This window comes from uncultured Aquabacterium sp. (assembly GCF_913773725.1).
Taxonomy (GTDB): Bacteria; Pseudomonadota; Gammaproteobacteria; order Burkholderiales; family Burkholderiaceae_C; genus Aquabacterium.
The window spans coordinates 123382-148015 of record NZ_CAJYGK010000156.1 but is presented as its reverse complement, the minus strand read 5'-3'; the positions used below and the strand labels follow the sequence as shown (position 1 = coordinate 148015).

Genomic DNA, 24634 nt, shown 5'->3' with positions numbered 1-24634 from the left:
GATGGCTGAAATGAAACAAGCCCCCGCTGGCGCTGGCGCCGGTGAAAAGCTCCTGACCTGGGTGGACAACCGGTTCCCGGCCACCAAGCTCTGGAACGAGCACGTCGGCGAGTATTACGCCCCCAAGAACTTCAACTTCTGGTATTTCTTCGGCTCGCTGGCGCTGCTGGTGCTGGTGATCCAGATCGTGACCGGCATCTTCCTGGTCATGAACTACAAGCCGGATGCCGAACTGGCCTTCGCCTCGGTCGAGTACATCATGCGCGATGTGCCCTGGGGTTGGCTGATCCGCTACATGCACTCCACTGGCGCCTCGGCGTTCTTCGTGGTGGTGTACCTGCACATGTACCGTGGCCTGATCTACGGTTCGTACCGTACCCCGCGCGAACTGGTCTGGATCTTCGGTTGCCTGATCTTCCTGGCGCTGATGGCCGAAGCCTTCATGGGCTACCTGCTGCCCTGGGGCCAGATGTCGTACTGGGGCGCCCAGGTGATCATCAACCTGTTTGCCGCCATCCCGTTCGTCGGTCCTGACCTGGCCATCCTGATTCGCGGCGATTACGTCGTGGGCGATGCCACGCTGAACCGTTTCTTCTCGCTGCACGTGATCGCCGTGCCGCTGGTCCTGCTGGGCCTGGTGGTCGCGCACATCATCGCGCTGCACGAAGTGGGCTCGAACAACCCGGACGGCGTCGAGATCAAGGCCAAGAAGGATGCCAATGGCAAGCCGCTGGACGGCATCCCCTTCCACCCCTACTACTCGGTGCACGACCTCCTGGGCGTCGGTGGCTTCCTGTTCGTCTTCACGGCCGTGATCTTCTTCATGCCGGAGTTCGGTGGCTACTTCCTCGAGTACAACAACTTCATCCCGGCCGACCCGTTCAAGACCCCGCCGCACATTGCGCCGGTCTGGTACTTCACGCCGTTCTACTCGATGCTGCGTGCCACCACCGACTGGATGGTGAACGTGCTCGCCGTGATCATCGCCCTGGGTGCCGTCCTGAACCTGATCAAGGGCAAGGGCGACGGCAAGACCAAGGTGGCCGGTCTGGTGATCGCTGCAGTCGTCATCGGTCTGCTCAAGACCTTCGAAGCCAAGTTCTGGGGCGTGGCCGTCATGGGCGGTGCCGTCGTGATCCTGGCGGGTCTGCCCTGGTTCGACAAGAGCCCGGTCAAGTCCATCCGCTATCGTCCGAACTGGCACAAGCTGGTGTACCTGGTGTTCGTGATCAACTTCATCATCCTGGGCTACCTCGGCGTGCAACCGCCGTCGCCGGTGGGTGAAAAAGTCAGCCAGATCGGCACGCTGATCTACTTCGGCTTCTTCGTGCTGATGCCCTGGTGGAGCCAGCTCGGCACCTTCAAGCAAGTGCCCGAGCGCGTGACCTTCAAGCCCCACTGATCACCGCAGGAAAGAACAACCATGAAAAAACTGCTTGCCTCTTTGCTGGCCGCCTTCGCCCTGGTGACGGGTGCGCAGGCCTCGGGCGGTGACCTGGTGCTCGACAAGTTCCCCAAGGAACGCGTCAGCGACCTGGCTGCCCTGCAGAACGGCGCCAAGCTCTTCGTCAACTACTGCCTGAACTGCCATGCCGCGGCCTTCATGCGTTTCAACCGCCTGAAGGACATCGGCCTGACCGAACAGCAGATCAAGGACAACCTCCTGTTCCCGACCGACAAGGTGGGTGACGTGATGAAGGTGTCCCTGAACCCGCGTGACGCCAAGGAGTGGTTCGGCGCGACCCCGCCGGACCTGACCCTGGTGGCCCGTTCGCGCGCCAGCCACTCGGGCACGGGCGCAGACTACCTCTACACCTACCTGCGCACGTTCTACCGCGACGACGCCCGTCCGACCGGCTGGAACAACCTGGTGTTCCCGAACGTCGGCATGCCGCACGTACTCTGGGAACTGCAGGGTGTGCGTGAAGCCAAGTTCGTGGAGGAGGCCGATCCGCACGATGCCAACAAGAATGTCCATCGTTTCGATGGCTTCGAGCAGGTCACCCCGGGCAAGCTGTCGCCGCAGGAGTACGACAGCGCCATGGCCGACCTGGTGGCCTACCTGCAGTGGATGGCCGAGCCCATGCAGATCCAGCGTACCCGCATCGGCGTGGGCGTGCTGATCTTCCTGGCGATCTTCACGTTCATTGCCTGGCGCCTGAATGCGGCGTACTGGAAAGACGTGAAGTAAACGCGCGACGCGGTCTCACCCCTCTCGGTGAGCCCGTCACCGGCGCAGTGGCCTTGAAAAGGGTCACTGCGCTTCGTTGTTTTGTGGCGCGATGCGCCACCCGCCTCTTTTGACCTTAGGAGCCCACCGCCATGATGGTGCTGTATTCCGGAACGACCTGCCCCTACTCGCACCGCTGCCGTTTCGTCCTGTTTGAAAAAGGCATGGATTTCGAGATCCGTGACGTCGACATCTTCGCCAAGCCCGAAGACATCGCGTTGATGAACCCGTACAACGAGGTGCCCATCCTGGTGGAGCGTGACCTCATTCTGTATGAATCGCACATCATCAACGAGTACATCGACGAGCGCTTCCCGCACCCGCAGCTGATGCCTGGGGACCCCGTGGCCCGCGCACGCGTGCGTCTGTTCCTGCTCAACTTCGAGAAGGAGCTGTTCGCCCACGTGAACCTGCTGGAAGGCCGTGGCGGCGTCAAGGCCAACGACAAGCAGCTGGAGAAGGCCCGCTCCCAGATCCGGGACCGCCTGACCCAGCTGGCCCCGATCTTCCTGAAGAACAAGTACATGCTGGGCGACGACTTCTCCATGCTCGACGTGGCGATTGCCCCGTTGCTGTGGCGCCTGGACTATTACGGCATCGAGCTGTCGAAGAATGCGCTGCCGCTGTTGAAGTATGCTGAGCGCATCTTCTCGCGTCCGGCTTACATCGAAGCACTGACGCCCTCCGAGAAGGTCATGCGCAAGTGATTGCCCGGTGATCGACCCCACCTCTGAAAGAGCATGTCCACAGACCAAGAAGCCCAGGGCTCATCGACGCGCCCCTACCTGATCCGTGCCTTGCACGATTGGTGCACCGACAACGGGTTCACGCCCTACCTGGCGGTGTATGTGGACCGTTCCGTTCAGGTGCCTCAGGAGTACGTCAAGAACAACGAGATCGTGTTGAACGTGAGCTTCGAAGCCACGAGCCAACTCCAGTTGGGCAACGATTTCATCGAGTTCAAGGCGCGCTTCGGGGGAGTGGCACGGGACATCTCCGTGCCGGTCGATCACGTGATCGCCATCTATGCCCGTGAGAACGGGCAGGGTATGGCGTTCCCCGTGCCCACATCGCTGGGGGGTGACGGTCAGGATGCGCCTGCCTCCACGGGTGAGGTGGTGGATGGCGTACACGATGGTCTGCCAGCCTCTCGCAAGCCTGAACCCGCCGAAGCGGGGCAGGGGCTGCGTCTGGCGCGTCCGCCGAAGGCCGGCAAAGGGCGTACGCTGGAGCCGGTCGTTGCTTCCACCGACAAGGGTGACGAGCCTCCGCCAGAGCCGCCGGCCGGTGGCGCTCGCCCCACACTGCGACGGGTCAAGTAACGGGCGGGATGTAGAATCTCGACAAATGCCGGCTTAGCTCAGTTGGTAGAGCAACCGCCTTGTAAGCGGTAGGTCGTCAGTTCGAATCCGACAGCCGGCACCAATGCAAAGAGGCCCCTCACGGGGCCTCTTTTCTTTTCCGCCCCACCGAGTGGAGCGCGATGGGACGGAAAACTCAGGCTCAGGCCTTGTTGCGACGGCGGGCCACGACACCGGCCAGACCCAGGCCGCTCAGCATCAGCATGACGGTCGAGGGCTCAGGCACGGCGGGCGTGGCCTGGGCGGTGATCGTCGAAACGATGGAACCGTAGTTGCTGATGCCTTCCAGGGCGCTGATGCCGGCCGGCTTCAGACCCAGAGCTTGCGCGAAGGTGTTGAAGGCCACGCCGCCCACGCCGCCGGCGATGGTCAGGTTGCTCAGCGTCGTGGTGACGGTGCCGTCCACGAGGCTGGTGCCGCCTTCGATGTTGCCGATGTCCCACAGGTGGAAGTTGGTCAGCGTGCCGACGCCGTTGCCGCCCACGATGTCGACGTAGATGCGGCTGGTGGTCAGGTCAGCATGGATGTTGGTCACCGACAGCGAGCCACCGCTCGAGGCCAGGTTCTCTTCACCGTCGATCTCGCCTTCCACGGTCATCAGTGCACCACCCGCGGTGTACGCGTCGGTCACCGAGGTGCCGGTCACGGCCAGGCCGGTGATCGGGGCGGTGAACGTGGGGCGGTTGCCGTCGGTGTTCTGATAACGGCCGGTGGAGGTCGTCTTCAGCACGGCGGTAGCCGGGGCGGCTTCGGCCAGCTTGATTTGGCCGGTGTTGATGGCCGTGACCAGCGAGCGGTCGAACGTCAGGGTGCCGGTGCCGCCGACCAGGGTGAAGCCGTTGATCGAGCCGCCGACAGGCAGGTTGATGTCGGCCGCCGAGGCAGCGCCCATGGCGATGAACGACGCGGTGGCGATGATGCTCTTCAGTGCGAGTTTCATGAATATCCCCAATTGATGTGCGGCGCTTACTGGATCGAAACACCGTCAGGCGGCCGCCTGGCCCGACGCCGGCCCCAGCGAATTGCCGAGGCGAGCCGTAGGGTAATGGCCGTTACCGACGCCGGCCGTGAGCATTTGTGTGTAACGCGTCACGGTTCACTGCGGGGGCGGGGCGATCAAACAAACGTTCTTCCCAGCGAAGTGGGGAAGCCGGGGGCGCACCACTTCAGGGCAAACCCTGTGCGGCGGCCTGAAACGGCCATTGCATCTGTTTACGGCTACCCCCCGCAACCAAGTGGGGTCGCAGAGATCCAAAACCGGCTTTGAGCCGGCAAAAGAAAAGGGCCCACAAGGGGCCCGGTGCGTGAACTCCCGGCTCGGAGGCCGGAGTAGACGGGGTCACCGGGGCGCCGGGGCGCCTGTGGGGAACAACTGACGGTTCAGGTCTGCCAGCGCCTCGGTCTGCAAGGTACCTGCCGCCTGGCGCAGGCGCACGCTGCCCACGATGACGTCATAGCGGGCCTTGTAGAGGTCTTTCTGGGTGTTGGCAAGGGCGGTCTGCGCGTCCAGCACGTCTTTGTTGATGCGGACGCCTACGCGGTAGCCCAACTGGGTGGCCTCGAGGGCCAGCTTGGCCGAGGCCTCCGCGGCCTCATAGGCTTTTACCTGCGCCAGGCCGGACATCACCCCGGTGTAGGCCTGACGTGTCGCCAGTGATACGGAACGCCGGGCGTTGTCGAGATCGCGCTCGGATCTTTCCTGCAGCGCCAGCGCTTCTTTCACGCGATTCTGCGTGGCAAAGCCAGCAAACAGCGGGACGTTCACCTCGACGCCCATCGTGGCCGAGGTACCGGCGCCCATGCTCGTCCTCACGAAGGAGGAGGCGGCATCCACCTCGGTCTGGGCCACGGACGCCGTGGCGGCCACGGCGGGGAGGTGGCCAGCCCGCGCCTTGTCGATCTCCAGTCGGGCCACCTCGAGGCCCAACTGCGCCTTGCGCACGAGCGGGGCCCGGGCGCTGTGCTCGACCCATTCGTCCACTGTCCCGGTGCCCAGGCTTTCCAGGCTGGCCGGCGTGGCGAGCGGGTCGGGCTGGACATTGGTTCGCCCCACCAATTGGTCCAGCGCAATGCGTTTGACCTCCAGGTCGTTGGTGGCGGCAATCTCCTGGGCCGAAGCGAGGTCGTGACGCGCTTGCGCTTCACGCGTGTCGGTGATCGTGGCATTGCCCACTTCAAAGCTCCGGCGCGCCGCCGCGAGCTGCTCGGCCAGTGCCTTTTTGTTCGCCTGGGTGGTGGCGAGCACATCCTGCGCGGCCAGCACGTCGAAATAGGCCTGTGTCACGCGGACGATCAGGTCGCTCTCGGCGGTTTCCAGGTCGGTCATGGCGACCTCGAGCGAACGCTCGGCCTGCTCGATCTGAGCAGCGTCCTGGCCGTTGTACAGCGACTGCCTGACCTGCACGGCCACACGGCGGCTGGTGTAATTGCTGTTGTTGGTCCGCTGTCCGAGTGCCGCAGTCAGCGACGAAGGCGGGACGGAGGAATCCAGATGCGATCGCGTGACGGCGCCCTGCAGGCCGACGCTGGGTCGACGCAAGGCATAGGCCTGTTCCACGCGGTACTGGACCGAGTCAGCCTGGGCCTTGGCGGCGAGGTACACCGCGTCATAGCTGCGTGCAGACTGAAGGAGATCCAGCAAGCTGTCTGCCTGGGCCGGGGCTGCGACCATGAGAGAGCCCGTCGCGGCCATGGCGGCCCTGACGAGAACCCGCCTTGCGGTGAAGGCGAGCGGGCGCGCACAAGGCAGGGAACGGGCGTGACGGTACATCTCGGGGATTCCTTGGCTGGACGCGGCGGTCCGATGGGTCAGAAATGGAAGCGGCTGGGCTCGGCGAAGCCGGGCAGGCGGCCGGCGACGGTGTCGAAGAGTTCCTGGCGGCTGAACTGGTTGCCTTCTCCGCGGGTGTAGAGCACGGCCCGCATCACCGGCTCCTGGCCCACGACGGCCAGCAGCCGGCCGCCGGCCTTCAGCTGATCCAGCAGGGCCTGGGGCACCTCGGCCACCGAGCCACACAGCACGATGGCATCGAACGGGGCCTGGGCGGCGAGGCCGTCGGTGCCACTGCCCTGCACGACCTCGGCGTTGTTGACGCCGGCTTGCCGCAGGTTGGCGCGTGCCGTGGAGACGAGTTGGGCATCGGCTTCAAGTGCCACGACGCGCTGGGCCTTGTGAGCCAGGAGCGCCGTCACGTAACCAGTGGCCGCGCCGATCTGCAGCACGGTGTCGCGCTTGCTCAGGTTCAGGTCCTGAACCAGGCGGGCTTCCACGCGCGGGGCCAGCAGGTTGCGCCCGTTGCCCAGGGGCAGCTCCAGGTCCATGAAAGCCTGTGCGCGGTGGGCCGCAGGAACGAAATCCTCGCGTCGAACGACGGACAGCAGTTGCAGCACCGAGGTGTCGAGCACGTCCCAGGGGCGGATCTGTTGCTCGATCATGTTGAAGCGGGCTTGTTCGACGTTCATGCTGGGCATCCTACGGGAGACGATATGGAAGGGAATGGGGGCAAAACCGTGATTCTAAGAAGAGCCGCTGATTCAGGGGGGCGCCGTCTTTCAGACGACACTGTCCCGGTTCAACGCAGCTCATGCATCTGACGGGCTTGTCTCCTCTCCGCCACGCTGTGTCCGGGCACTCAGGCCGTCGATCAGCAGCGTCAGTTGGATGTCCAGATAGGCCTGGGGATCGATGCCGGTCAGCATGCTGGCGCAGGGCGCAAGCGAGTGCTGGTGCATGATCAGGAAGTGCACAGGTGCCATCAGGGCGAGCACGGCCATGTGGACATCCACGCCGCGAAACTCGCCGCGGTCGATGCCGCGCTGGATCGCCCGCCCCAGAAGGCGACGGCTGGGGTCGATGACCTGATCGACATAGAACTGGGCCAGTTCCGGGAAGTGCGCGGACTCGGCCATGATGAGCGGCACCAGTCCTGCGACCTTCTCGGCGCCCACGCGGGTCCACCAGGTCTGCATGAGCAGGCGCAGCAGTTCGGCGGCCGAGCCCTCGAACTGGTCCAGCAGGTCGGTGCCCTCTGAAATCACCTGTACCAGGTAGTGGTGGACGACCGCCTTGAAAAGCGCATCCTTGCTCGGGTAGTACAGGTACAGCGTGCCCTTGGAAACCCCGGCCAGGCGGGCAACATCGTCCGTGCGGGTCGCGGCCAGGCCTTTCTCGACAAACAGAGTCAGGGCCGCCTCCAGCAATTCCTGCGGGCGGGCCGCCTTGCGACGCTGCCGCAGCCGGGGCGCAAGACCGGCCACGGCTGCCTTGATCGGGCAGCTCGTCGCCGAGGGGGCCGGGGCAGCGGGAGGTACGATGGGCTTGGGCACGGCAGCGGTCGGGTTGCTAACTGACTGGTCGGTCAGTAATGTAGCCCGCGCGGCAAGCGGTGGTCAAATCGGATGCGTTGGCTTGGTGGCACGCGGGGGATGCTCGCTGGCATTAAGCTGGCATGCATGCGCGCGTTTCACAGCGACCGTTTTGAGCCGGATCTGCCTGAGGGCCACCGCTTTCCGATGCAGAAGTACGGGCTGCTGCGTGCGGCCGTGACCCGCGAGCTGCCCGGTGTGCGTCTTGGCGAGGCGGCGGCGGCGGGGGATGCCGACCTGGTGCTGGCTCACGATCGGGCCTATGTGGCGGCCGTTTCGGGCGGGACGCTGACGCCAGCGCAGGTGCGCGAGATCGGGTTTCCGTGGTCGCCCGCGCTGGTGGAGCGATCCCGGCGGTCGGTCGGCGCCACGCTGGCCGCGACGGACGCCGCGATCGAGGAGGGGGTGGGGGTGAATCTGGCGGGAGGAACACACCATGCCAGCGCAGCCCAGGGCAGCGGCTTCTGCGTGTTCAACGATGTGGCCGTGGCCATACGCCGGGAGCAGCACCGGCGCCCGGGCGTACGCTGCGCGGTCATCGATCTGGATGTCCACCAGGGCAATGGTACTGCGGCAATCTTTGCGGACGATCGCGACGTGTACACGCTGTCCTTGCACGGCGACCGCAATTTTCCCTTTCGCAAGGTGCCTGGCTCGCTGGATGTGCCGCTGCCGGACGGGTGCGAGGATGGCCCCTACCTCGCTGCCCTGGATGCCGCGCTGGCCGACTTGGCGCAGGCCCATGCGGACCGGTGTTTCGATCTGGTCTTCTACCTGGCGGGGGCGGACGCGCATGAAGGGGATCGACTCGGACGCCTGAAGCTCACCGCAGACGGGATGGCGGTCCGGGACCGGCGCGTGTGGCACTGGTGCGAACAGCGGCGCCTGCCCACCGTGATGTGCATGGCGGGCGGCTATGGCCACGATCTGACCGCAATGGTCGCGGTGCAGTTGACGTCCGTGGCCGAGGCCTTTCACGCATGGCAGCGCAGGTGTCGCCCGTGAATAATCGTGCACATGGAACGACCCCAGGCTCAGCCCCGCAGTGCTTACGCGCATTTTCAGACCATCACCACCCGGTGGATGGACAACGACGTTTACGGGCACGTCAACAACGTCACCTACTACAGCTACTTCGATACAGCGGTGAACCGCTACCTGATCGAAGCGGGCGTCCTCGACATCCATGCGGGTGAGGTGATCGGTCTGGTCATCGAGACGCATTGCAACTACTTTGCGTCGCTGGCCTTCCCGAAGAACGTGCAGGCGGGGATCCGGGTTGCCCACATCGGACGCAGCAGCGTGCGATACGAGATCGGCCTGTTCGAGGACGGAGCCGAGCAGGCCGCGGCATGTGGCCACTTCGTGCACGTGTACGTGGACCGCGAGACGCGCCGACCGGTGGCCTTGCCCGATCCTTTGCTCGGGGCGCTGCGGCGGCTCCAGATGCCGACACCGTGAGTCGCGCCCGGGGTACGTGTACGGGTACTCCCGGAGGGTCAGGCACGACACTCCCGGTACAAACTTTCCTATGATCGACGTGATCTGGAATGATGTGTTTTCAGATGACGTTGGCCGAGGCCCGCGTGACGGGATACGTTTTATGTACTGTTGGAGGTCGATTCCATGAGCCTGATGGGCCAAATGATGCACATGCCCTTGATGATCTCGTCGCTGCTGACGCACGCTGCGCGGCACAACGGGGACATCGAGATCGTCTCGCGGCGTGTCGAGGGTGACATGCACCGCACGACGTGGGCCGAGGTCGAGCTGCGCGCACGCAAGCTGGCGCAGGCGCTGGACCGTCTCGGTGTAGCGCCGGGTGAGCGGGTCGGCACGCTGGCCTGGAACGGCTACCGTCACCTCGAGATCTATTACGGTGTGTCGGGCTCGCAGCGGGTGTGCCACACGATCAACCCCCGCCTGTTCCCGCAGCAGGTGGCCTGGATCGCGAACGATGCCCAGGACAAGGTCATCTTCGTCGACCTCAACATCTTCCCGCTCGTCGAAAAGCTGGCGCCGTCGCTGCCCTCGCTGAAGCACGTGGTGCTCATGTGTGACCGCAGCAACATGCCGCGCGAGTCGGATCTGCCAAGCCTGCTGTGTTACGAGGACATGCTGGCGGCCGAGGACGGCAACTATGCCTGGCCTTCGTTCGACGAGAACGCCGCGGCCAGCATCTGCTACACGTCGGGGACGACGGGGAATCCGAAGGGGGCGGTGTACTCGCATCGCTCGACTGTGCTGCACGCCTATGCGGCTGCGTTGCCCGATGCCATGTGCGTGTCCAGCTCGGACACGGTGCTGCCGGTGGTGCCGATGTTTCACGTCAACGCGTGGGGTCTGCCGTACTCGGCGGCGCTGATCGGCTGCAGGCTGGTCTTCCCGGGTCACCATCTGGACGGAGCGTCGCTGTACGAGCTGTTCGAGCAGGAGCGCGTGACCTTCTCTGCGGGCGTGCCGACCATCTGGTTGGGGCTGATCAACCATGCGAAGAGCCATGACCTGAAGTTCAGCACCTTCCGCCGCACGGTGATCGGCGGCTCGGCCTGCCCGCCCGCCATGATCAAGACCTTGCAGGACGACTTCGGTGTGGAGGTCATCCATGCGTGGGGCATGACGGAGCTTTCTCCGCTGGGCACGCTGAGCCGCCTGAAGGCCAAGCATGCAGATCTGCCCAAGGAGGAAAAGGAGAAGATCCTCGCGAAGCAGGGCAAGGGCATTTACGGCATCGACATGCGCATCGTCGATGGCGATGGTAACGTGCTGCCTTGGGATGGCAAGGCGTCGGGGGACCTGGAGGTGCGGGGCCACTGGGTGGTCAGCGGCTACTTCAACATGGACAAGTCGCCCCTGCACGACGGCTGGTTCCCGACTGGCGACGTGGCCACGATCGATGCGGACGGCTACATGCAGATCACGGACCGTTCCAAGGACGTCATCAAGTCGGGCGGAGAGTGGATCAGCTCGATCGACCTCGAGAACGTGCTGATGGCGCATCCCGCCGTGCACGAGGCGGCGGCCATCGCCTGTCCGCATCCGAAGTGGGACGAGCGCCCGCTCATGGTCGTCGTGAAAAAGCCCGGGGCCGAAGTCAGCCGCGACGAGTTGATCGCCTTCTTCAAAGGCAAGATTCCGAACTGGCAGACGCCCGACGACATCGTGTTCGTGGAGGAAATCCCGCATACGGCGACGGGCAAGATCTCCAAGCTTCAGCTGCGTGACAAGTTCAAGGATCACAAGCTCCCCACTGCGTAACACAGGGGTGACACGACTGTGACCAGAGGCGCCTTCGGGCGCCTTTTTTCATGTCTTCGGGTATGTCCCTGCTACAGCGTGGGGGGTATGAGACACCGTGCTCCAAACGGGATCAGGCAAAACGCTCACCTTGCGGGACTTCCCTGAGGCACCCCTTGAATCGGGGTCTTAAATTGTGACGAAAGCCCATTCCATCACGCTTGAAGAGGAGCCTGTAATGACGTTCAAAGTTCGTGCCCTGACCGTTCTCGTGACCGCGTCCCTGGCTGCGGGTGCCGCCTTGGCCCAGAAGGGGGAGACGGTCAAGGTGGCCTGGATCGATCCGCTCTCCGGCCTGATGGCCAGTGTGGGCCAGAACCAGCTCAAGAGCTTCCAGTTCGTGGCTGAGAAGATCAATGCCAGCAACCCCGCTGGCGTGAAGTTCGAGATCGTCAGCATCGACAACAAGCTGAGCCCGGCCGAGACCCTCAATGCCCTGAAATCGGCCGCTGACCAAGGCGTGCGCTACGTCGTGCAGGGGCTGGGTTCCGGGGCCGCCACCGCACTGGTCGATGGCATCAACAAGCACAACGAGCGGAATCCCGGCAAGGAAATCGTCTTCCTAAACTACGCCGCCGTTGACCCTGATCTGACCAACAGCAAGTGCAGCTTCTGGCACTTCCGTCTGGACGCCGACACCTCGATGAAGATGGAGGCGATGACCACCTTCATCAAGGAACAGCCGGACGTCAAGAAGGTCTACCTGATCAACCAGAACTACGCGCACGGCCAGCAGGTCTCCAAGTTCGCCAAGTCCACCCTGCAGCGCAAGCGCCCCGACATCCAGATCGTGGGTGACGACATGCACCCGCTGGCCCAGGTTCGCGACTTCACGCCCTATGTGGCCAAGATCAAGGCGTCGGGTGCCGACACCGTGATCACCGGCAACTGGGGCTCCGACCTGGCGCTGCTGGTGAAGGCGGCGAACGACGCGGGCCTGACGGCCAAGTTCTACACCTACTACGCGAACTTCGGTGGCACGCCGACCGCCCTGGGCACCGCGGCCGATGGCCGGGTGTACCAGGTGGGCTATGGCCACTACAACATGGGTGGCCTGTACGGCAACCTGATCGCCGACTTCAAGAAGCGCTTCAACGACGACTACTACTCGGGCGCTACCTACCACGCGCTGCACCTGCTGTCGCTGGGCATGGCGCAGGCCAAGTCCACCGATCCGGTCAAGGTGGCGTTCGCGATGGAAGGCATGAAGTTCAAGAGCTTCAACGGCGACGTGGAGATGCGCAAGTCCGACCACCAACTGCAGCAGCCGCTGTACATCGCGCGCTGGCAGAAGATGGACGCGAAGAACACGTACAACGTGGAGAGCACGGGCATGACCTTCTCGCCCGTCAAGTCGTTCGACGCGTTCGTGTCCAGCACGCCCACGTCCTGCCAGATGAAGCGTCCTTCGTGATGCAGGACGGCGCACGCACCCGAGGGTAGTGCGCCTCACGGCCGCGAGAGCGGCCTTCCTTTTGTCGGTGTACCAGGGCGGCCCGTCATGAGCGGGCCGCCGCAGGGCCAGCCATGCCCGTTGGCTGTGCTGGCCCGGTTCGCCCATGCACACGGGTCACCATGGAAACCTTTCTCGTCTTTTTCTTGAACGGCATCAGCTACGGCCTGCTGCTGTTCATGCTCAGCTCCGGGCTCACGCTGATCTTCAGCATGATGGGCGTGCTCAATTTTGCGCACGCGAGCTTCTACATGATCGGAGCCTACCTCGCTTACACCCTCACCGGGTTGGTGGGTTTCTTCCCTTCGCTCATCCTCTCGCCCCTGATCGTCGGGTTGATGGGGGCAGCCTTCGAGCGCTTCAGCCTGCGCAAGGTGCACCAGTACGGGCACGTGCCGGAGTTGCTGATCACCTTCGGCCTGTCTTACGTGGTGCTGGAGGTGGTGCGCCTGATCTGGGGGCCGGCCAACGTGGACTACCGCGTGCCGGAAGCCCTGAGCGGCCCGTTGTTCACGCTGGCCAATGTGCAGGGTGAAGGCCTGCGCTGGCTGGCTGGCGCCGGTGATCCCGCGGTGTGCAGCGTGGCGGCCGGCAACAGCTGCACGCAGTTCCCGATCTACCGCGGCTTCATGGCCGTGGTGGCGCTGCTGATGCTGGGCTCGCTGTGGCTGCTGCTGACCCGCACGCGTGTGGGCCTCATCATCCAGGCTGCCCTGACCCATCCCGACATGGCGCAGGCCCTGGGTCACAACGTGCCGCGCGTGATGATGGGCGTGTTCGGCGGTGGCTGTGCGCTGGCTGGCCTGGCTGGCGTGATCGGTGGCAACGCCTTCGTGACCGAGCCGAACATGGCAGCGTCGGTGGGCGCCATCATCTTTGTGGTGGTGGTCGTGGGCGGCATGGGGTCGCTGGCGGGGGCCTTTCTGGCGTCTCTGCTGATCGGTCTGATCCAGACCTTTGCCGTGGTCATCGATGTGTCCGCCGTTTCGGTGATGCAGAAGATGGGCCAGACCATCGACTACGAGAGCTGGGCCTACCCCCTGTTGAAGATCACCGTGGCGCAGATGGCGCCCATCCTGCCTTACCTGCTTCTCGTGCTGATGCTCATCCTGCGGCCGAAGGGCCTGCTGGGCACCCGGGAGGAGTGACGACACCATGACAACGACAACCTACGACTTCCGGCCCATCAACCTGGGCCGATGGGTGGTGTGGACCGCCTTTGCCCTCGTGTTGCTGATCGCGCCCAAGGTGTTTACCAGCAGCCTGGCCCTCACCATGCTGACCCAGATGGGGACCGGCATCATCATCTGCCTGTCGTACAACATGCTTCTGGGGCAGGGCGGGATGCTGAGCTTCGGGCATGCGGTGTACTCCGGCCTCGGCGCGTTCGCAGCCATCCACACGCTCAACAAGGTGGCCGAAGGCACCTGGGGCATCCCGGTGAGCCTGATTCCCCTCGTGGGCGGAGCAACGGGCTTCCTGATTGCCGCCGTCCTCGGCGCGGTCACGACCAAGAAGTCCGGCACCATCTTCGCAATGATCACGCTGGGCGTGGGCGAGCTGGTGTGGTCGATGTCGCTGATGCTGCCGGAGTTCTTCGGCGGTGAGGGTGGCATTTCGGCCAACCGGGTGGTGGGCGAGCCGTTCATGGGAATCACCTTCGGGCCCCAGATCCAGGTCTATTACCTCATTGCGGTCTACTGCTTCATCTGCACGGCTGCGATGTACGCCTTCACCCAGACCCCGCTGGGGCGCATGCTCAATGCGGTGCGCGACAACCCCGAGCGCGTCCAGTTCATCGGCTATGACACGCAGCGTGTGCGCTACTTCGCTTTCATGATCGCGGGCTTCTTTGCCGGGATCGGCGGCGGGCTGTATGCGATCAACTTCGAGATCGTGACGGCCGAAGTGGTGGGCGCCCACGCGTCCGGAGCCTACCTGCTGTTCACCTTCCTGGGGGGCGCGCTGTTCTTCTTCGGCCCGATCATCGGGGCAATCCTGATGGTGCTGGCGTCGGTGCTGCTGTCCGAGTTGACCAAGGCCTGGCTGCTGTACCTCGGCCTGATCTTCCTGTTCATGGTCATGTATGCCCCGGGTGGCATTGCCAGCCTGTTGCTGATGAATGTGCGTGTGGCGGCCTACGGCTTCCTGCGTCGTATCTGGACGGCCTACCTGGCTCTGTTCGGTACGGGCATGGTCGCGCTGACCGGTGTGGCCGTGATGGCCGAGATGATCTACCACCTGAAGCTGAACGAGGCCCTGGGCCCGGTGATGCGGTTCGCTGGCGTGGAAATCGACACGCAGGGCACGGATGCCTGGGTGGGCGCAGCCATGCTGACGCTGACGGGCGCGGCGTTGTTCGAACTGGCGCGCCGGCAGTTTGCGCACCAGTGGGGGCAGATCCAGGAAGAGATCGAGCTGGCGCAACGCCGCGCGGAAGGGCATTGAGGATCACGACATGAGCCAGACATCCACATCTCATGCACCGTTGGCGCTGGAGCTGCGCGACGTACGCAAATCCTTCGGCAAGACCGAAATCATTCGTGGGGCCAACCTGTCCGTGAAGGCAGGGGAGCGGGTGGCGCTCATCGGCCCGAACGGCGCGGGCAAGTCCACGCTGTTCAACCTCATCAGTGGCCGGATGGCACCGACGAGCGGCGAGATCCTCCTGAATGGACAAGCCATCCACGGGCACCAGCCTTACGAGATCAACCGCCGCGGCCTGGCGCGCAGCTTTCAGGTGTCGAACCTGTTCCCGCGCCTGAGTGTGTTCGAGAACATCCGCTGCGCGGTGCTCTGGTCCATGGGCGAGCGCTATGCCTTCTGGCGCTTCCTGTCCAACCTCACCGAGGTGAACCGCCGTGCAGAGGAAGTGCTGGACATGATCCGGCTGCGCCGCAAGCGCGACACCAGCGTGTCGTCGTTGACCTATGCCGAGCAGCGGGCATTGGAGGTGGGCGTGACGATCGCCGGGGGCGGCAACGTCATCCTGCTCGACGAGCCCACGGCCGGCATGAGCAAGTCGGAGACCGCGAACTTCGTGCGCATGATCCGGGATGTGACGGAGGGCAAGACCCTGCTGACCGTGGAGCACGACATGGGCGTGGTGTTCGGCCTGGCCGACCGCATCGCCGTGCTGGTGTACGGCGAGGTGATTGCCTGCGACACGCCCGAGAACGTGCGCGCCAACGAGCGCGTGAAGGAAGCCTATCTGGGCTCGGTGCTGGCTGAAACCCAGGCCGCCGAAGCCCAAACCAGCGGAGCCTGACGCATGTTGCGCATCGAGAACCTGCACGCCTTCTATGGCAAGAGCCACATCCTCCATGGCGTGAATCTGGAAGTGAATCCGGGCGAGATCGTGAGCCTGCTGGGCCGCAACGGCTCTGGCCGTTCGACCACCATCAAGACCATCATGGGCCTGGTGGATGGCCATGGCACGGTCGAGTGGAACGGCGAGAACCTGCTGGGTCACAAGACGTACGACATTGCCCGACACGGCCTCGGCTATGTGCCGGAGAGCCGGGACGTGTTCCCGAAGCTGACGGTCGAGCAGAACCTGCTGCTGGGACAGAAATCGGGCCGCAAGAAGAGCCGCTGGAGCCTGGACGACATGTACCAGATGTTCCCGCGCCTGAAGGAGCGCCAGCACACCGAAGCGGGCGTGATGTCGGGTGGCGAGCAGCAGATGTTGACGCTGTGCCGCACGCTGATGGGGGACCCCGACCTCATCATGATCGACGAGCCGACCGAAGGGCTGGCGCCGAAGATCGTCGAACTGGTGGGCGAGTACCTGAAAGAGTTGCAGAAGCGGGGGCTGGCCGTGCTGCTGGTGGAGCAGAAGCTGACCATCGCGCTCGACATCTCGCAGCGCTGCTATGTGATGGGCCATGGCGAGGTGGTGTTCCACGGTACCCCCGACGAGTTGCGTGCCGACCAGTACGTGCGCAAGGAGTGGCTTGAGGTTTGAGTCGCCAAACTGGATACAGTGTGGGGTGTTTTCCCGCCTAGGTGTTTTCACCAGGGGCTGGAAGGCCGAGATGCAGGCTTGCAGAGCCTGTGTCAGAATCAACCTCAATTCGTACAAGACTTCTTGTCAGAATTGAATTCAGCTGAGCGGGCGCCGCCGGCCATCCCTGTGCGCAGGGTGACTGTCGGGGTCCGTGTGTCTTCATTGAACGCCCCGACACCGACATGAGCGCTTCCTACCAAGTCACCGACGGCGTGGCCGTCATCACGCTGACCAACCCCCCCGTCAACGGCCTCGGCCACAGCACCCGTGCCGGCATCGTCGACGGCGTGAACCAGGCCAATGCCGACGCCTCGGTCAAGGCCATCGTCATCACCGGTGGGGGCAAGGTGTTCTGCGGTGGCGCAGACATCCGCGAATTCAACACCCCGGCTGCCTTTGCGGCGCCCGGCCTGCACCTCACCATCGAGACCATCGAGAAGAGCAGCAAGCCCGTCGTCGCTGCCATCCATGGCGTCGTCATGGGCGGCGGGCTGGAGCTGGCCCTGGGCTGTCACTACCGCGTGATGGCGCCTGGCGTGCAGGTGGCCCTGCCGGAAGTGAACATCGGCCTGATCCCCGGCGGTGGTGGGACCCAGCGCCTGCCGCGCGTGCTGCCCGTCGAGCAGACGCTGCAGATGGTCACCACCGGCGCCTCGGTGCCCAGCGACAAGCTCGCCAAGGTGCCCGGCCAGCAACTGATCGCCAAGCTGATCGAGGGCGACCTCGTGGCCGGCGCCGTGGCCTTTGCCAAGGAAGTGGCCGACGTGCGCCCGATGCCGCTGGTGCGTCATCTGCCCGTGTCGCCCGTGAGCGACCCCGAGCTGTTCAACAAGGCCCGCGCCGACATGGCCAAGGCCCGCCGCGGCCTGATCTCGCCGCAGCGCTGCGTCGACGCGATCGAGATCGCCGCGAACACGCCGGACATCGACGTCGGCATCCAGAAGGAACTGGACATCTTCAAGGAGATCATGGTCGGCCCGCAGGCCAAGGCCATGCAGCACGCCTTCTTCGGTGAGCGCGCTGCCAGCAAGATCCCCGATGTGCCCGAGAGCACGCCGGCCCGCAAGATCGAGAAGGTGGCCGTGATCGGTGCCGGCACGATGGGCGGCGGCATCACGATGTGCTTCCTGAACGCCGGCATCCCGGTGACGCTGCTGGAGATGAAGCAGGAGGCGATCGACCGTGGCGTGGGCATCATCCGCAAGAACTACGAAGCCCAGGTGGCCAAGGGCAAGCTCGCGCAGGACAAGTACGAGCAGCGCATGGGCCTGCTGACCACCACGCTGAGCTACGACGACATCGCCCAGGCCGACATGGTGATCGAGGCCGTGTTCGAAGACTTCGGCGTGAAGTCGCAGGTGTTCACCAAGCTGGATGCCGTGATGAAGCCCGGCGCCATCCTGGCCTCGAACACCTCGACGCTGGACGTGGACAAGATTGCCGAGGTGACGAAGCGCCCGGCCGACGTCGTGGGCCTGCACTTCTTCAGCCCCGCCAACGTGATGCGCCTGCTGGAAGTGGTGCGCAGCAAGCACACCGCCAAGGACGTGATGGCCACGGTGATGCAGGTGGCCAAGAAGATCAAGAAGGTGGCCGTGGTGTCGGGCGTGTGCGATGGCTTCATCGGCAACCGCATGTTCGAACAGTACGTGCGCCAGAGCTTCTTCCTGGTGGAAGAGGGCGCCACCGTGCAGCAGGTCGACAAGGCCGCCGAAGCCTTCGGCTTTGCCATGGGCCCGTTCCGCGTGGGCGACCTGGCGGGCAACGACATCGGATTTGCCATCCGCAAGCGCCGCAAGATCGAGCAGCCCGACGTGATCTACAGCCCGGTGGGCGACGCCGTGTGCGAACTCGGCCGCTTCGGCCAGAAGGTCGGCAAGGGCTGGTACGACTACGAAGCCGGCAAGCGCGAACCCGTGCCCTCGGCCGAGGTGCAGGCCTGCATCGACAAGGTGCGTGCCGACAAGGGCCTGACGCCGCGCGCCATCAGCGACGAAGAGATCGTGCAACGCCTGGTGCTGGCCCTGGTCAACGAGGGGGCCGCCATCCTGGAAGAAGGCATCGCTTCGAAGGCTTCGGACATCGACATGGTCTACCTGACCGGTTACGGCTTCCCGCTGACCTGGGGCGGCCCGATGCTGTACGCCGACCTGCTGGGCCTGCCCAAGGTGGTCGAGCTGATGAAGGGCTTTGCCGGCAACCCGCACGGCGACCCGGCTTTCTGGACTCCGGCGCCGCTGCTGGCGAAACTGGCCGCCGAAGGCAAGACCTTCAACTGATCGTTCCGTGATCCACGGGGCGCTGGAAGGTGCCCCGGCCTGATCCGCTGCTTGAAGGCAGCGGACGGGCTGCGCTCATCCTGGAGAAAGCATGACCCACCGCGCCACCGTCGACTTCCTGCTGTATGACTGGCTCAAGGCCGATGGCCTGTGCGCCCGCGAACGCCACGCCGAGCACAACCGCGAGACCTTCACGGCCGTGCTGGACCTGAGTGAGCAGATCGCCACCGAGCAGTTCGCGCCGATCAACCGCCTGATCGACGTGCACGAGCCCGAGTTCGACGGCACCACGGTGACTCTGCCCAAGGAAACACCGGTGGCGCTGCAGGCTTTTGCCGATGCGGGCCTGATGGCCGCCAGCAAGGACGCCGAGGTGGGCGGCATGCAGCTGCCCACGGTGGTCGAAATCGCATCGATGAGCTTCTTCTACAAGAGCAGCGTGGGCCTGGCGGCCTACCCGATGCTCACGCGCGGCAACGCCAACACCATCCTGGCGCACGGCACGCCCAAGCAGATCGAGGTGTTCGCCAAGGGCGGTCTGGAAGGCCGCACCTTCGGCACCATGTGCCTGAGCGAGCCGCAGGCCGGCTCCAGCCTGTCCGACATCGTCACGCGCGCCGTGCCCGATGTGCAGGGCGATGGCAGCGGCGTGGCATGGCAGCAGGATGAGCTGGGCCCGCGCTACCGCCTGACGGGCAACAAGATGTGGATCTCGGGCGGCGAGCACGAGATGGGCGAGAACATCGTTCACCTGGTGCTGGCCAAGATCCCGGGGCCCGATGGCAAGCTGATTCCGGGCGTGAAGGGCATTTCGCTGTTCATCGTGCCCCGCAAGCTGGTCAAGGCCGACGGCACGATCACGGGCCAGCGCAACGACGTGGCGCTGGCCGGCCTCAACCACAAGTGCGGCTACCGCGGCACGGTGAACACGCTGCTGAACTTCGGTGAAGGCAAGTTCCCGGTCAACGGGCAGGCCGGGGCCGTGGGCTACCTGATCGGCAAGGAAGGCGAGGGCCTGAAGTGCATGTTCACGCTGATGAACGAGGCGCGCATCAGCGTGGGCCTGGGCGCGACCATGCTGGGCTATGCCGGCTACGAGGCCTCGCTGGAGTACGCCAGGCAGCGCCCGCAGGGCCGTGCCATGGGCGCCGGTGGCAAGGATCACAGCGCCCCGCAGATCCCCATCATCCAGCACACCGACGTCAAGCGCATGCTGATGATGCAGAAGGCCGTGGCCGAAGGTGGCCTGGCGCTGGGCCTGCTGTGCGCGCAGCTGGTGGACGACGAGTACACCGGCTCACCCGATGAGCGAGACAACGCCCGCCTGCTGCTCGAGCTGCTGACGCCGATAGCCAAGAGCTGGCCGAGCGAGTGGGCCCAGGAGGCCAACAGCCAGGCCATCCAGATCCTGGGCGGCTACGGCTACACGCGCGACTTCCCGGTCGAGCAGTACTGGCGCGACAACCGCCTGAACATGATCCACGAAGGCACGCACGGCATCCAGGGGCTGGACCTGCTGGGCCGCAAGGTGGTGATGAACGGTGGCAAGGCGCTGGCCGTGCTGGCCGCGCGCATCAGCGACACCGTGACCCGCGCCGGTCAGGTCGACGGGCTGGCGGAGCATGCGAATGCGCTGGCCGGCGCGCTGCAAAAGGTGGGCGCGGCCACGAAGGCGGCCTGGGCCACCGGCGTGCCGGAAGAGGCCCTGGCCAACGCCACGCCCTACCTGCAGGCGTTCGGCCACACCGTGATGGCCTGGATCTGGCTGGAGCTGGCGCTGGCCGCCAAGACGGCGCAGGCCGCAGGGGAATGGGACAAGGGCCCGCTCGGTACCGGCTTCCTCAAGGGTAAGCTCGCCACCGCCGACTACTTCTACGCCTACGAGTTGCCCAAGATCGACGCGTGGCTGGGGGTGGTGGCACGCCGTGACCTGACCTGCGCCCGCGCCGAGGCCGACTGGTTCTGAAGCCCGGGGCAGGGGGCGGCGTTTCACCGATTGTTTCCCTGTTCCAGAAAGACAGACCATGCTTCGCCACATCGTGATGTTCACCCTCAAGAACCCGGCCGACGCGCCCAAGGTCAAGGCCCTGCTCGACAGCTGCAAGGACCTGGTGCCCGGCATGCACGAGTTCGACGTGGGCATCCGCACCGAAGGCCTGGAAGCCAACGCCGACGTGGTGCTGGTGTCCACCTTCACCGACCAGGCAGCCCTGGCCGCCTACCAGCCGCACCCGCATCACCAGGGCGTCGTCGCGCAGATCCGCGAGATGGCCTCTGGCCGGCAGGTGATCGATTACTTCGTCTGACCCCTCACACACCCATGAGCCACACGCCCCGCACCGTTCAGCAACTGTTTGACCTTCGCGGGCGAACCGCCCTGATCACCGGCGGCTCGCGTGGGCTGGGCCTGCAGATGGCGTTTGCGCTGGGCGAGGCCGGCGCCCGCGTGCTGATCAGCTCGCGCAAGGCGGCCGACCTGGAAGAGGCGGTGGCCGCGCTCCAGCAGGCGGGCATCGATGCGCAGTGGGTGGCGGCCGATGCCGGTCAGCCCGAGGACATCGCCCGCCTGGCCGACGAGGCCATGGCCCGCCTGGGCCAGATCGACATCCTCGTGAACAACGCCGGTGCCACCTGGGGCGCGCCCGCCGAAAGCCACCCGCTCGAGGCCTGGGACAAGGTCATGAACCTCAATGTGCGCGGCTACTTCCTGCTGTCGCAGGCGGTGGCCCAGCGCAGCATGATCCCGCGCCAGCAGGGGCGCATCATCAACGTGGCGTCCATCGCCGGGCTGGGGGGCAACCCCGCCTTCATGCAGACCATTGCCTACAACAGCAGCAAGGGCGCGGTGGTGAACTTCACGCGCGCGCTGGCGGGCGAGTGGGGCCGGCACGGCATCCGCGTCAACGCGCTGGCGCCCGGCTTCTTCCCGAGCAAGATGACCGCCGGCTTCCTGGGGGCGGTCGGTGAAGACAAGATCGCCGAAGGCGCGCCGCTGCGCCGTGTCGGCGACGACGAAGACCTCAAGGGCGCCACCGTGCTGCTGGCCTCGGATGCCGGCAAGCACATCACCGGCCAGATCCTCGCGGTCGACGGCGGGGTGAGCGCCATCATCGGTGCCTGATCCATGTCCATTCCCTTTCCCGTTCACATCCCGCTGGTCGAGCACCTGGGACTGCGCCTGGAGCGCTTTGCCGATGGCGAGGCCGAGTTGAGCTTGACGCTCGACGCGGACGTGCACACCAACTCCTTCAAGGTGGCCCACGGCGGGCTGTTGATGATGATGCTCGACGTGGCCATGGCGCATGCTGCGCGCAGCCGCAACAAGGACGCCCCCGATGGCGGCCCCGGCATCGTCACCATCGAGATGAAGACCAGCTTCATGCGACCCGGGCAGGGCACGCTGCGTGCCGTGGGCGCGGTGATGCATGCCACGGCCAAGATGGCCTTTTGCGAAGGCCGTGTGCTCGACGAGGCGGGGCAGATCTGTGCCCATGCCACGGGCACTTTCAAGTTCCTGCGCGCGCTGCCGGTGTCTGGCCGTGCCACGCAGGCCCTGTCGCGCGTTCCCCTGCAAGGGGACGGGTCCGACTGAACCCCGCTGTGCCAACCCACCCAAGGAGCATCCCATGAGCCAGGCCGTCAACCACCAGCTGCTGCTGGCCTCTCGCCCGCAAGGCGAGGTCACCCCCGACAACTTCCGCATGGTCGAAGCCCCCGTGCCCTCGGCCGACGATCTGGCCGAGGGCCAGGTGCTGGTGCGCCACCATTACCTGTCGCTCGACCCGTACATGCGCGGCCGCATGAACGACAGCAAGAGCTACGCAGAACCGCAACCGCTGGACACCGTGATGATCGGCGGCACGGTGGGTGAGGTGGTGGCCAGCAAGCACCCCAAGTTTGCCGTGGGCGACAAGGTGGTCGGCATGGGCGGCTGGCAGGAGTACAGCGTGGTCGACGCCACGCAGCGCGGCCTGCTCAACAAGGTCGACACCACCCACATTCCGCTGTCGGCCTATCTGGGCTCGGTCGGCATGCCGGGCGTCACGGCCTGGTACGGTCTCATCAAGATCATCCAGCCCAAGGCCGGCGAGACCGTGGTGGTGAGCGCCGCCAGCGGGGCGGTGGGCAGCGTGGTGGGCCAGCTCGCCAAGGCGCGCGGTTGCCGTGTGGTGGGCGTGGCGGGCGGCGCCGAGAAGTGCGGCTATGTGGTCGACGAGCTGGGCTTCGACGCCTGCGTGGACTACAAGGCCCACCCCGACCCGAAGTCGTTCTACAAGGCGCTGAAGGAAGCGACGCCGAACGGCATCGACGGCTACTTCGAGAACGTGGGCGGCATGGTGCTGGACGCCGTGCTGGCGCGCATGAACGCGTTCGGCCGCATCGCCGTGTGCGGCATGATCGCTGGCTACAACGGTGAGCCCACACCCATGCAGAACCCGGCGCTGATCCTGGTCAACCGGTTGAAGGTGGAAGGTTTCATCGTCAGCGAGCACCCCGAGGTGTGGCCCGAGGCCATGACCGAGCTGGGCGGCATGGTGGCCACCGGCAGGATGAAGTTCCGCGAGTCGGTGGCTCAGGGATTGAGCGCCGCGCCGGAAGCCTTCATGGGTCTGCTCAAGGGCCGCAATTTTGGCAAGCAGCTGGTGAAGCTGATCTGAGCCTGATTTTCATTGAACAACGCTTCAGCAGGAGACCTACATGAGCGCATTGACCCTTCGCCCTGGCATGACGGCCGTGATCACGGGCGCCGGCAGCGGCTTCGGGCTGGAACTGGCGCGCTTGGGCGCCGAGAAGGGCCTGAACCTGGTCCTGACCGACGTGCAGCAGGACGCGCTGGATGCGGCCGTGACCGAGCTGACCGCCAAGGGCGTGAAGGTGGCGGCCCTGCGCGGTGACGTGTCGCGCGCCGAGGACGTGCAGGCCCTGGCTGACCTGTGCATGGAGTGCTTCGGTGCGCCCCACATCGTCATCAACAACGCGGGCGTGGCCCACGGCGGCCTGATCTGGGAGCACACCCAGCGTGACTGGGAATGGGTGCTGGGTGTCAACCTGTTCGGCGTGGTGCACGGCGTGCGCGTCTTCACGCCCCTCATGCTCAACGCCGCGCGCAAGGACCCGAGCTGGCAGGGCCACATCGTCAACGTGGCCTCGATGGCCGGCCTGCTGAACTCGCCCAACATGGGCGCATACAACGTCAGCAAGCATGCGGTGGTCAGCCTCTCCGAGACGCTGTACCAGGATCTGGCGCTGGTCAGCGAGCAGGTGCATGCCTCGGTGCTGTGCCCTTATTTCGTGCCCACCGGCATCCACATGTCGCACCGCAACCGCCCGGCGGAGCTGCGCAGCGAAGGCAAGCCCACACCCAGCCAGATGATTGCGCAGGCCATGAGCACCAAGGCCGTCACGTCGGGCAAGGTGACGGCGGCCGATACGGCCAAGCTGGTGTTCGGCGCCATCGAAGCCGGGCAGTTCTACATCTACACGCACCCGCAGGCCTTGGCCATGGTGCAGACCCGTCTGGAAGACGTGATGCAGGGCCGCAACCCGACCGACCCGTTTGCCGGCAAGCCGGAGATCGGCGCGCAGCTCAAGACGGCGTTGCGCGAAGCGATGGCCAAGCAGGGCTGAGCTGGCAACGTC

Annotated in this window: 23 protein-coding genes and 1 tRNA gene; 20 read left to right on the top strand and 4 right to left on the bottom strand. The window is 65.1% G+C overall.

The features are described from left to right. Window position 1 precedes the first annotated feature (1 nt). The 5 genes from QZ709_RS18810 to QZ709_RS18790 all read left to right on the top strand — a co-directional run bounded on the left by QZ709_RS18810 (window position 2) and on the right by QZ709_RS18790 (window position 3655). Window positions 2-1402 (top strand): cytochrome bc complex cytochrome b subunit, encoded by a 1401-nt coding sequence (locus tag QZ709_RS18810; RefSeq protein ID WP_294639038.1) that lies wholly within the window; start codon window positions 2-4, stop codon window positions 1400-1402. Window positions 1403-1423: 21 nt separating this feature from the next. After that, a complete protein-coding gene (locus tag QZ709_RS18805) occupies window positions 1424-2191 on the top strand; it encodes a cytochrome c1 (RefSeq protein ID WP_294639036.1) in 768 nt (255 codons plus the stop codon). 131 nt (window positions 2192-2322) lie between these two features. Further along, complete coding sequence (locus QZ709_RS18800) at window positions 2323-2937, top strand: glutathione S-transferase N-terminal domain-containing protein (protein ID WP_109035446.1); 615 nt, start codon at window positions 2323-2325, stop codon at window positions 2935-2937. Window positions 2938-2970: 33 nt separating this feature from the next. Continuing rightward, a complete protein-coding gene (locus tag QZ709_RS18795; RefSeq protein ID WP_294639035.1) occupies window positions 2971-3552 on the top strand; it encodes a ClpXP protease specificity-enhancing factor in 582 nt (193 codons plus the stop codon). A gap of 27 nt (window positions 3553-3579) precedes the next feature. After that, window positions 3580-3655, top strand: a tRNA-Thr gene (locus QZ709_RS18790). A gap of 78 nt (window positions 3656-3733) precedes the next feature. On the opposite strand, the gene QZ709_RS18785 is transcribed toward QZ709_RS18790, so the two are convergent. The 4 genes from QZ709_RS18785 to QZ709_RS18770 form a co-directional block, all read right to left on the bottom strand. Next, window positions 3734-4531 carry a PEP-CTERM sorting domain-containing protein gene (locus QZ709_RS18785; RefSeq protein ID WP_294639034.1) on the bottom strand — a complete coding sequence of 266 codons (798 nt, stop codon included), beginning with the start codon at window positions 4529-4531 and terminating at the stop codon, window positions 3734-3736. Between the two features lie 399 nt (window positions 4532-4930). After that, a complete protein-coding gene (locus QZ709_RS18780; protein WP_294639033.1) occupies window positions 4931-6262 on the bottom strand; it encodes a TolC family outer membrane protein in 1332 nt (443 codons plus the stop codon). 137 nt (window positions 6263-6399) lie between these two features. After that, the gene (locus QZ709_RS18775; protein ID WP_294639031.1) at window positions 6400-7053 is read right to left on the bottom strand and encodes a protein-L-isoaspartate O-methyltransferase; all 654 of its coding nucleotides are present in this window, start codon (window positions 7051-7053) and stop codon (window positions 6400-6402) included. Window positions 7054-7173: 120 nt separating this feature from the next. Beyond that, entirely contained in the window at window positions 7174-7917 is a 744-nt protein-coding gene (locus QZ709_RS18770; protein ID WP_294639030.1) for a TetR/AcrR family transcriptional regulator, read from the bottom strand. 126 nt (window positions 7918-8043) lie between these two features. Here QZ709_RS18770 and QZ709_RS18765 point away from each other — a divergent pair, with 126 nt between their 5' ends. From QZ709_RS18765 to QZ709_RS18695, 15 genes are all read left to right on the top strand, one after another. Further along, a complete protein-coding gene (locus QZ709_RS18765) occupies window positions 8044-8961 on the top strand; it encodes a histone deacetylase (protein WP_294639029.1) in 918 nt (305 codons plus the stop codon). A gap of 12 nt (window positions 8962-8973) precedes the next feature. After that, window positions 8974-9417: a thioesterase family protein gene (locus tag QZ709_RS18760; RefSeq protein ID WP_294639028.1), complete on the top strand. Its 444-nt coding sequence runs from the start codon at window positions 8974-8976 to the stop codon at window positions 9415-9417. A 165-nt stretch (window positions 9418-9582) separates the two neighbouring features. Further along, entirely contained in the window at window positions 9583-11214 is a 1632-nt protein-coding gene (locus tag QZ709_RS18755; RefSeq protein WP_294639027.1) for a 3-(methylthio)propionyl-CoA ligase, read from the top strand. A gap of 217 nt (window positions 11215-11431) precedes the next feature. Continuing rightward, window positions 11432-12667 (top strand): branched-chain amino acid ABC transporter substrate-binding protein, encoded by a 1236-nt coding sequence (locus QZ709_RS18750; protein WP_294639026.1) that lies wholly within the window; start codon window positions 11432-11434, stop codon window positions 12665-12667. A 161-nt stretch (window positions 12668-12828) separates the two neighbouring features. Continuing rightward, entirely contained in the window at window positions 12829-13854 is a 1026-nt protein-coding gene (locus QZ709_RS18745) for a branched-chain amino acid ABC transporter permease (RefSeq protein WP_294639025.1), read from the top strand. Between the two features lie 7 nt (window positions 13855-13861). Continuing rightward, on the top strand, window positions 13862-15154 hold the full coding sequence (locus QZ709_RS18740; RefSeq protein WP_294639024.1) for a branched-chain amino acid ABC transporter permease: 1293 nt from the start codon (window positions 13862-13864) through the stop codon (window positions 15152-15154). 10 nt (window positions 15155-15164) lie between these two features. After that, window positions 15165-15974, top strand: coding sequence for an ABC transporter ATP-binding protein (locus QZ709_RS18735; protein WP_294639023.1), 810 nt, complete (start codon window positions 15165-15167; stop codon window positions 15972-15974). 3 nt (window positions 15975-15977) lie between these two features. Next, complete coding sequence (locus QZ709_RS18730) at window positions 15978-16673, top strand: ABC transporter ATP-binding protein (protein WP_294639021.1); 696 nt, start codon at window positions 15978-15980, stop codon at window positions 16671-16673. Between the two features lie 224 nt (window positions 16674-16897). After that, the gene (locus tag QZ709_RS18725) at window positions 16898-18994 is read left to right on the top strand and encodes a 3-hydroxyacyl-CoA dehydrogenase NAD-binding domain-containing protein (protein ID WP_294639020.1); all 2097 of its coding nucleotides are present in this window, start codon (window positions 16898-16900) and stop codon (window positions 18992-18994) included. A gap of 91 nt (window positions 18995-19085) precedes the next feature. Further along, window positions 19086-20960, top strand: coding sequence for an acyl-CoA dehydrogenase (locus tag QZ709_RS18720; protein WP_294639018.1), 1875 nt, complete (start codon window positions 19086-19088; stop codon window positions 20958-20960). 58 nt (window positions 20961-21018) lie between these two features. After that, window positions 21019-21300 (top strand): Dabb family protein, encoded by a 282-nt coding sequence (locus QZ709_RS18715; protein WP_109035503.1) that lies wholly within the window; start codon window positions 21019-21021, stop codon window positions 21298-21300. Between the two features lie 14 nt (window positions 21301-21314). Then, window positions 21315-22115 carry an SDR family oxidoreductase gene (locus QZ709_RS18710; protein ID WP_294639017.1) on the top strand — a complete coding sequence of 267 codons (801 nt, stop codon included), beginning with the start codon at window positions 21315-21317 and terminating at the stop codon, window positions 22113-22115. Between the two features lie 3 nt (window positions 22116-22118). Next, window positions 22119-22586 (top strand): PaaI family thioesterase, encoded by a 468-nt coding sequence (locus QZ709_RS18705; RefSeq protein ID WP_294639016.1) that lies wholly within the window; start codon window positions 22119-22121, stop codon window positions 22584-22586. Between the two features lie 34 nt (window positions 22587-22620). Then, on the top strand, window positions 22621-23652 hold the full coding sequence (locus QZ709_RS18700; RefSeq protein WP_294639015.1) for an NADP-dependent oxidoreductase: 1032 nt from the start codon (window positions 22621-22623) through the stop codon (window positions 23650-23652). Between the two features lie 40 nt (window positions 23653-23692). Further along, window positions 23693-24622 carry an SDR family oxidoreductase gene (locus tag QZ709_RS18695; RefSeq protein ID WP_294639014.1) on the top strand — a complete coding sequence of 310 codons (930 nt, stop codon included), beginning with the start codon at window positions 23693-23695 and terminating at the stop codon, window positions 24620-24622. The last annotated feature ends 12 nt before the right edge of the window (window positions 24623-24634 follow it).

Coding starts and splice junctions, on each gene's coding strand:
- QZ709_RS18785 (WP_294639034.1), bottom strand. CDS start 4,531: ATGAAACTCGCACTGAAGAGCATCATCGCCACCGCGTCGTTCATCGCC.
- QZ709_RS18745 (WP_294639025.1), top strand. CDS start 12,829: ATGGAAACCTTTCTCGTCTTTTTCTTGAACGGCATCAGCTACGGCCTG.
- QZ709_RS18700 (WP_294639015.1), top strand. CDS start 22,621: ATGAGCCAGGCCGTCAACCACCAGCTGCTGCTGGCCTCTCGCCCGCAA.
- QZ709_RS18715 (WP_109035503.1), top strand. CDS start 21,019: ATGCTTCGCCACATCGTGATGTTCACCCTCAAGAACCCGGCCGACGCG.
- QZ709_RS18795 (WP_294639035.1), top strand. CDS start 2,971: ATGTCCACAGACCAAGAAGCCCAGGGCTCATCGACGCGCCCCTACCTG.
- QZ709_RS18710 (WP_294639017.1), top strand. CDS start 21,315: ATGAGCCACACGCCCCGCACCGTTCAGCAACTGTTTGACCTTCGCGGG.
- QZ709_RS18810 (WP_294639038.1), top strand. CDS start 2: ATGGCTGAAATGAAACAAGCCCCCGCTGGCGCTGGCGCCGGTGAAAAG.
- QZ709_RS18750 (WP_294639026.1), top strand. CDS start 11,432: ATGACGTTCAAAGTTCGTGCCCTGACCGTTCTCGTGACCGCGTCCCTG.
- QZ709_RS18775 (WP_294639031.1), bottom strand. CDS start 7,053: ATGAACGTCGAACAAGCCCGCTTCAACATGATCGAGCAACAGATCCGC.
- QZ709_RS18755 (WP_294639027.1), top strand. CDS start 9,583: ATGAGCCTGATGGGCCAAATGATGCACATGCCCTTGATGATCTCGTCG.
- QZ709_RS18765 (WP_294639029.1), top strand. CDS start 8,044: ATGCGCGCGTTTCACAGCGACCGTTTTGAGCCGGATCTGCCTGAGGGC.
- QZ709_RS18780 (WP_294639033.1), bottom strand. CDS start 6,262: ATGGTCGCAGCCCCGGCCCAGGCAGACAGCTTGCTGGATCTCCTTCAG.
- QZ709_RS18705 (WP_294639016.1), top strand. CDS start 22,119: ATGTCCATTCCCTTTCCCGTTCACATCCCGCTGGTCGAGCACCTGGGA.
- QZ709_RS18735 (WP_294639023.1), top strand. CDS start 15,165: ATGAGCCAGACATCCACATCTCATGCACCGTTGGCGCTGGAGCTGCGC.
- QZ709_RS18725 (WP_294639020.1), top strand. CDS start 16,898: ATGAGCGCTTCCTACCAAGTCACCGACGGCGTGGCCGTCATCACGCTG.
- QZ709_RS18800 (WP_109035446.1), top strand. CDS start 2,323: ATGATGGTGCTGTATTCCGGAACGACCTGCCCCTACTCGCACCGCTGC.
- QZ709_RS18730 (WP_294639021.1), top strand. CDS start 15,978: ATGTTGCGCATCGAGAACCTGCACGCCTTCTATGGCAAGAGCCACATC.
- QZ709_RS18720 (WP_294639018.1), top strand. CDS start 19,086: ATGACCCACCGCGCCACCGTCGACTTCCTGCTGTATGACTGGCTCAAG.
- QZ709_RS18805 (WP_294639036.1), top strand. CDS start 1,424: ATGAAAAAACTGCTTGCCTCTTTGCTGGCCGCCTTCGCCCTGGTGACG.
- QZ709_RS18760 (WP_294639028.1), top strand. CDS start 8,974: ATGGAACGACCCCAGGCTCAGCCCCGCAGTGCTTACGCGCATTTTCAG.
- QZ709_RS18695 (WP_294639014.1), top strand. CDS start 23,693: ATGAGCGCATTGACCCTTCGCCCTGGCATGACGGCCGTGATCACGGGC.
- QZ709_RS18740 (WP_294639024.1), top strand. CDS start 13,862: ATGACAACGACAACCTACGACTTCCGGCCCATCAACCTGGGCCGATGG.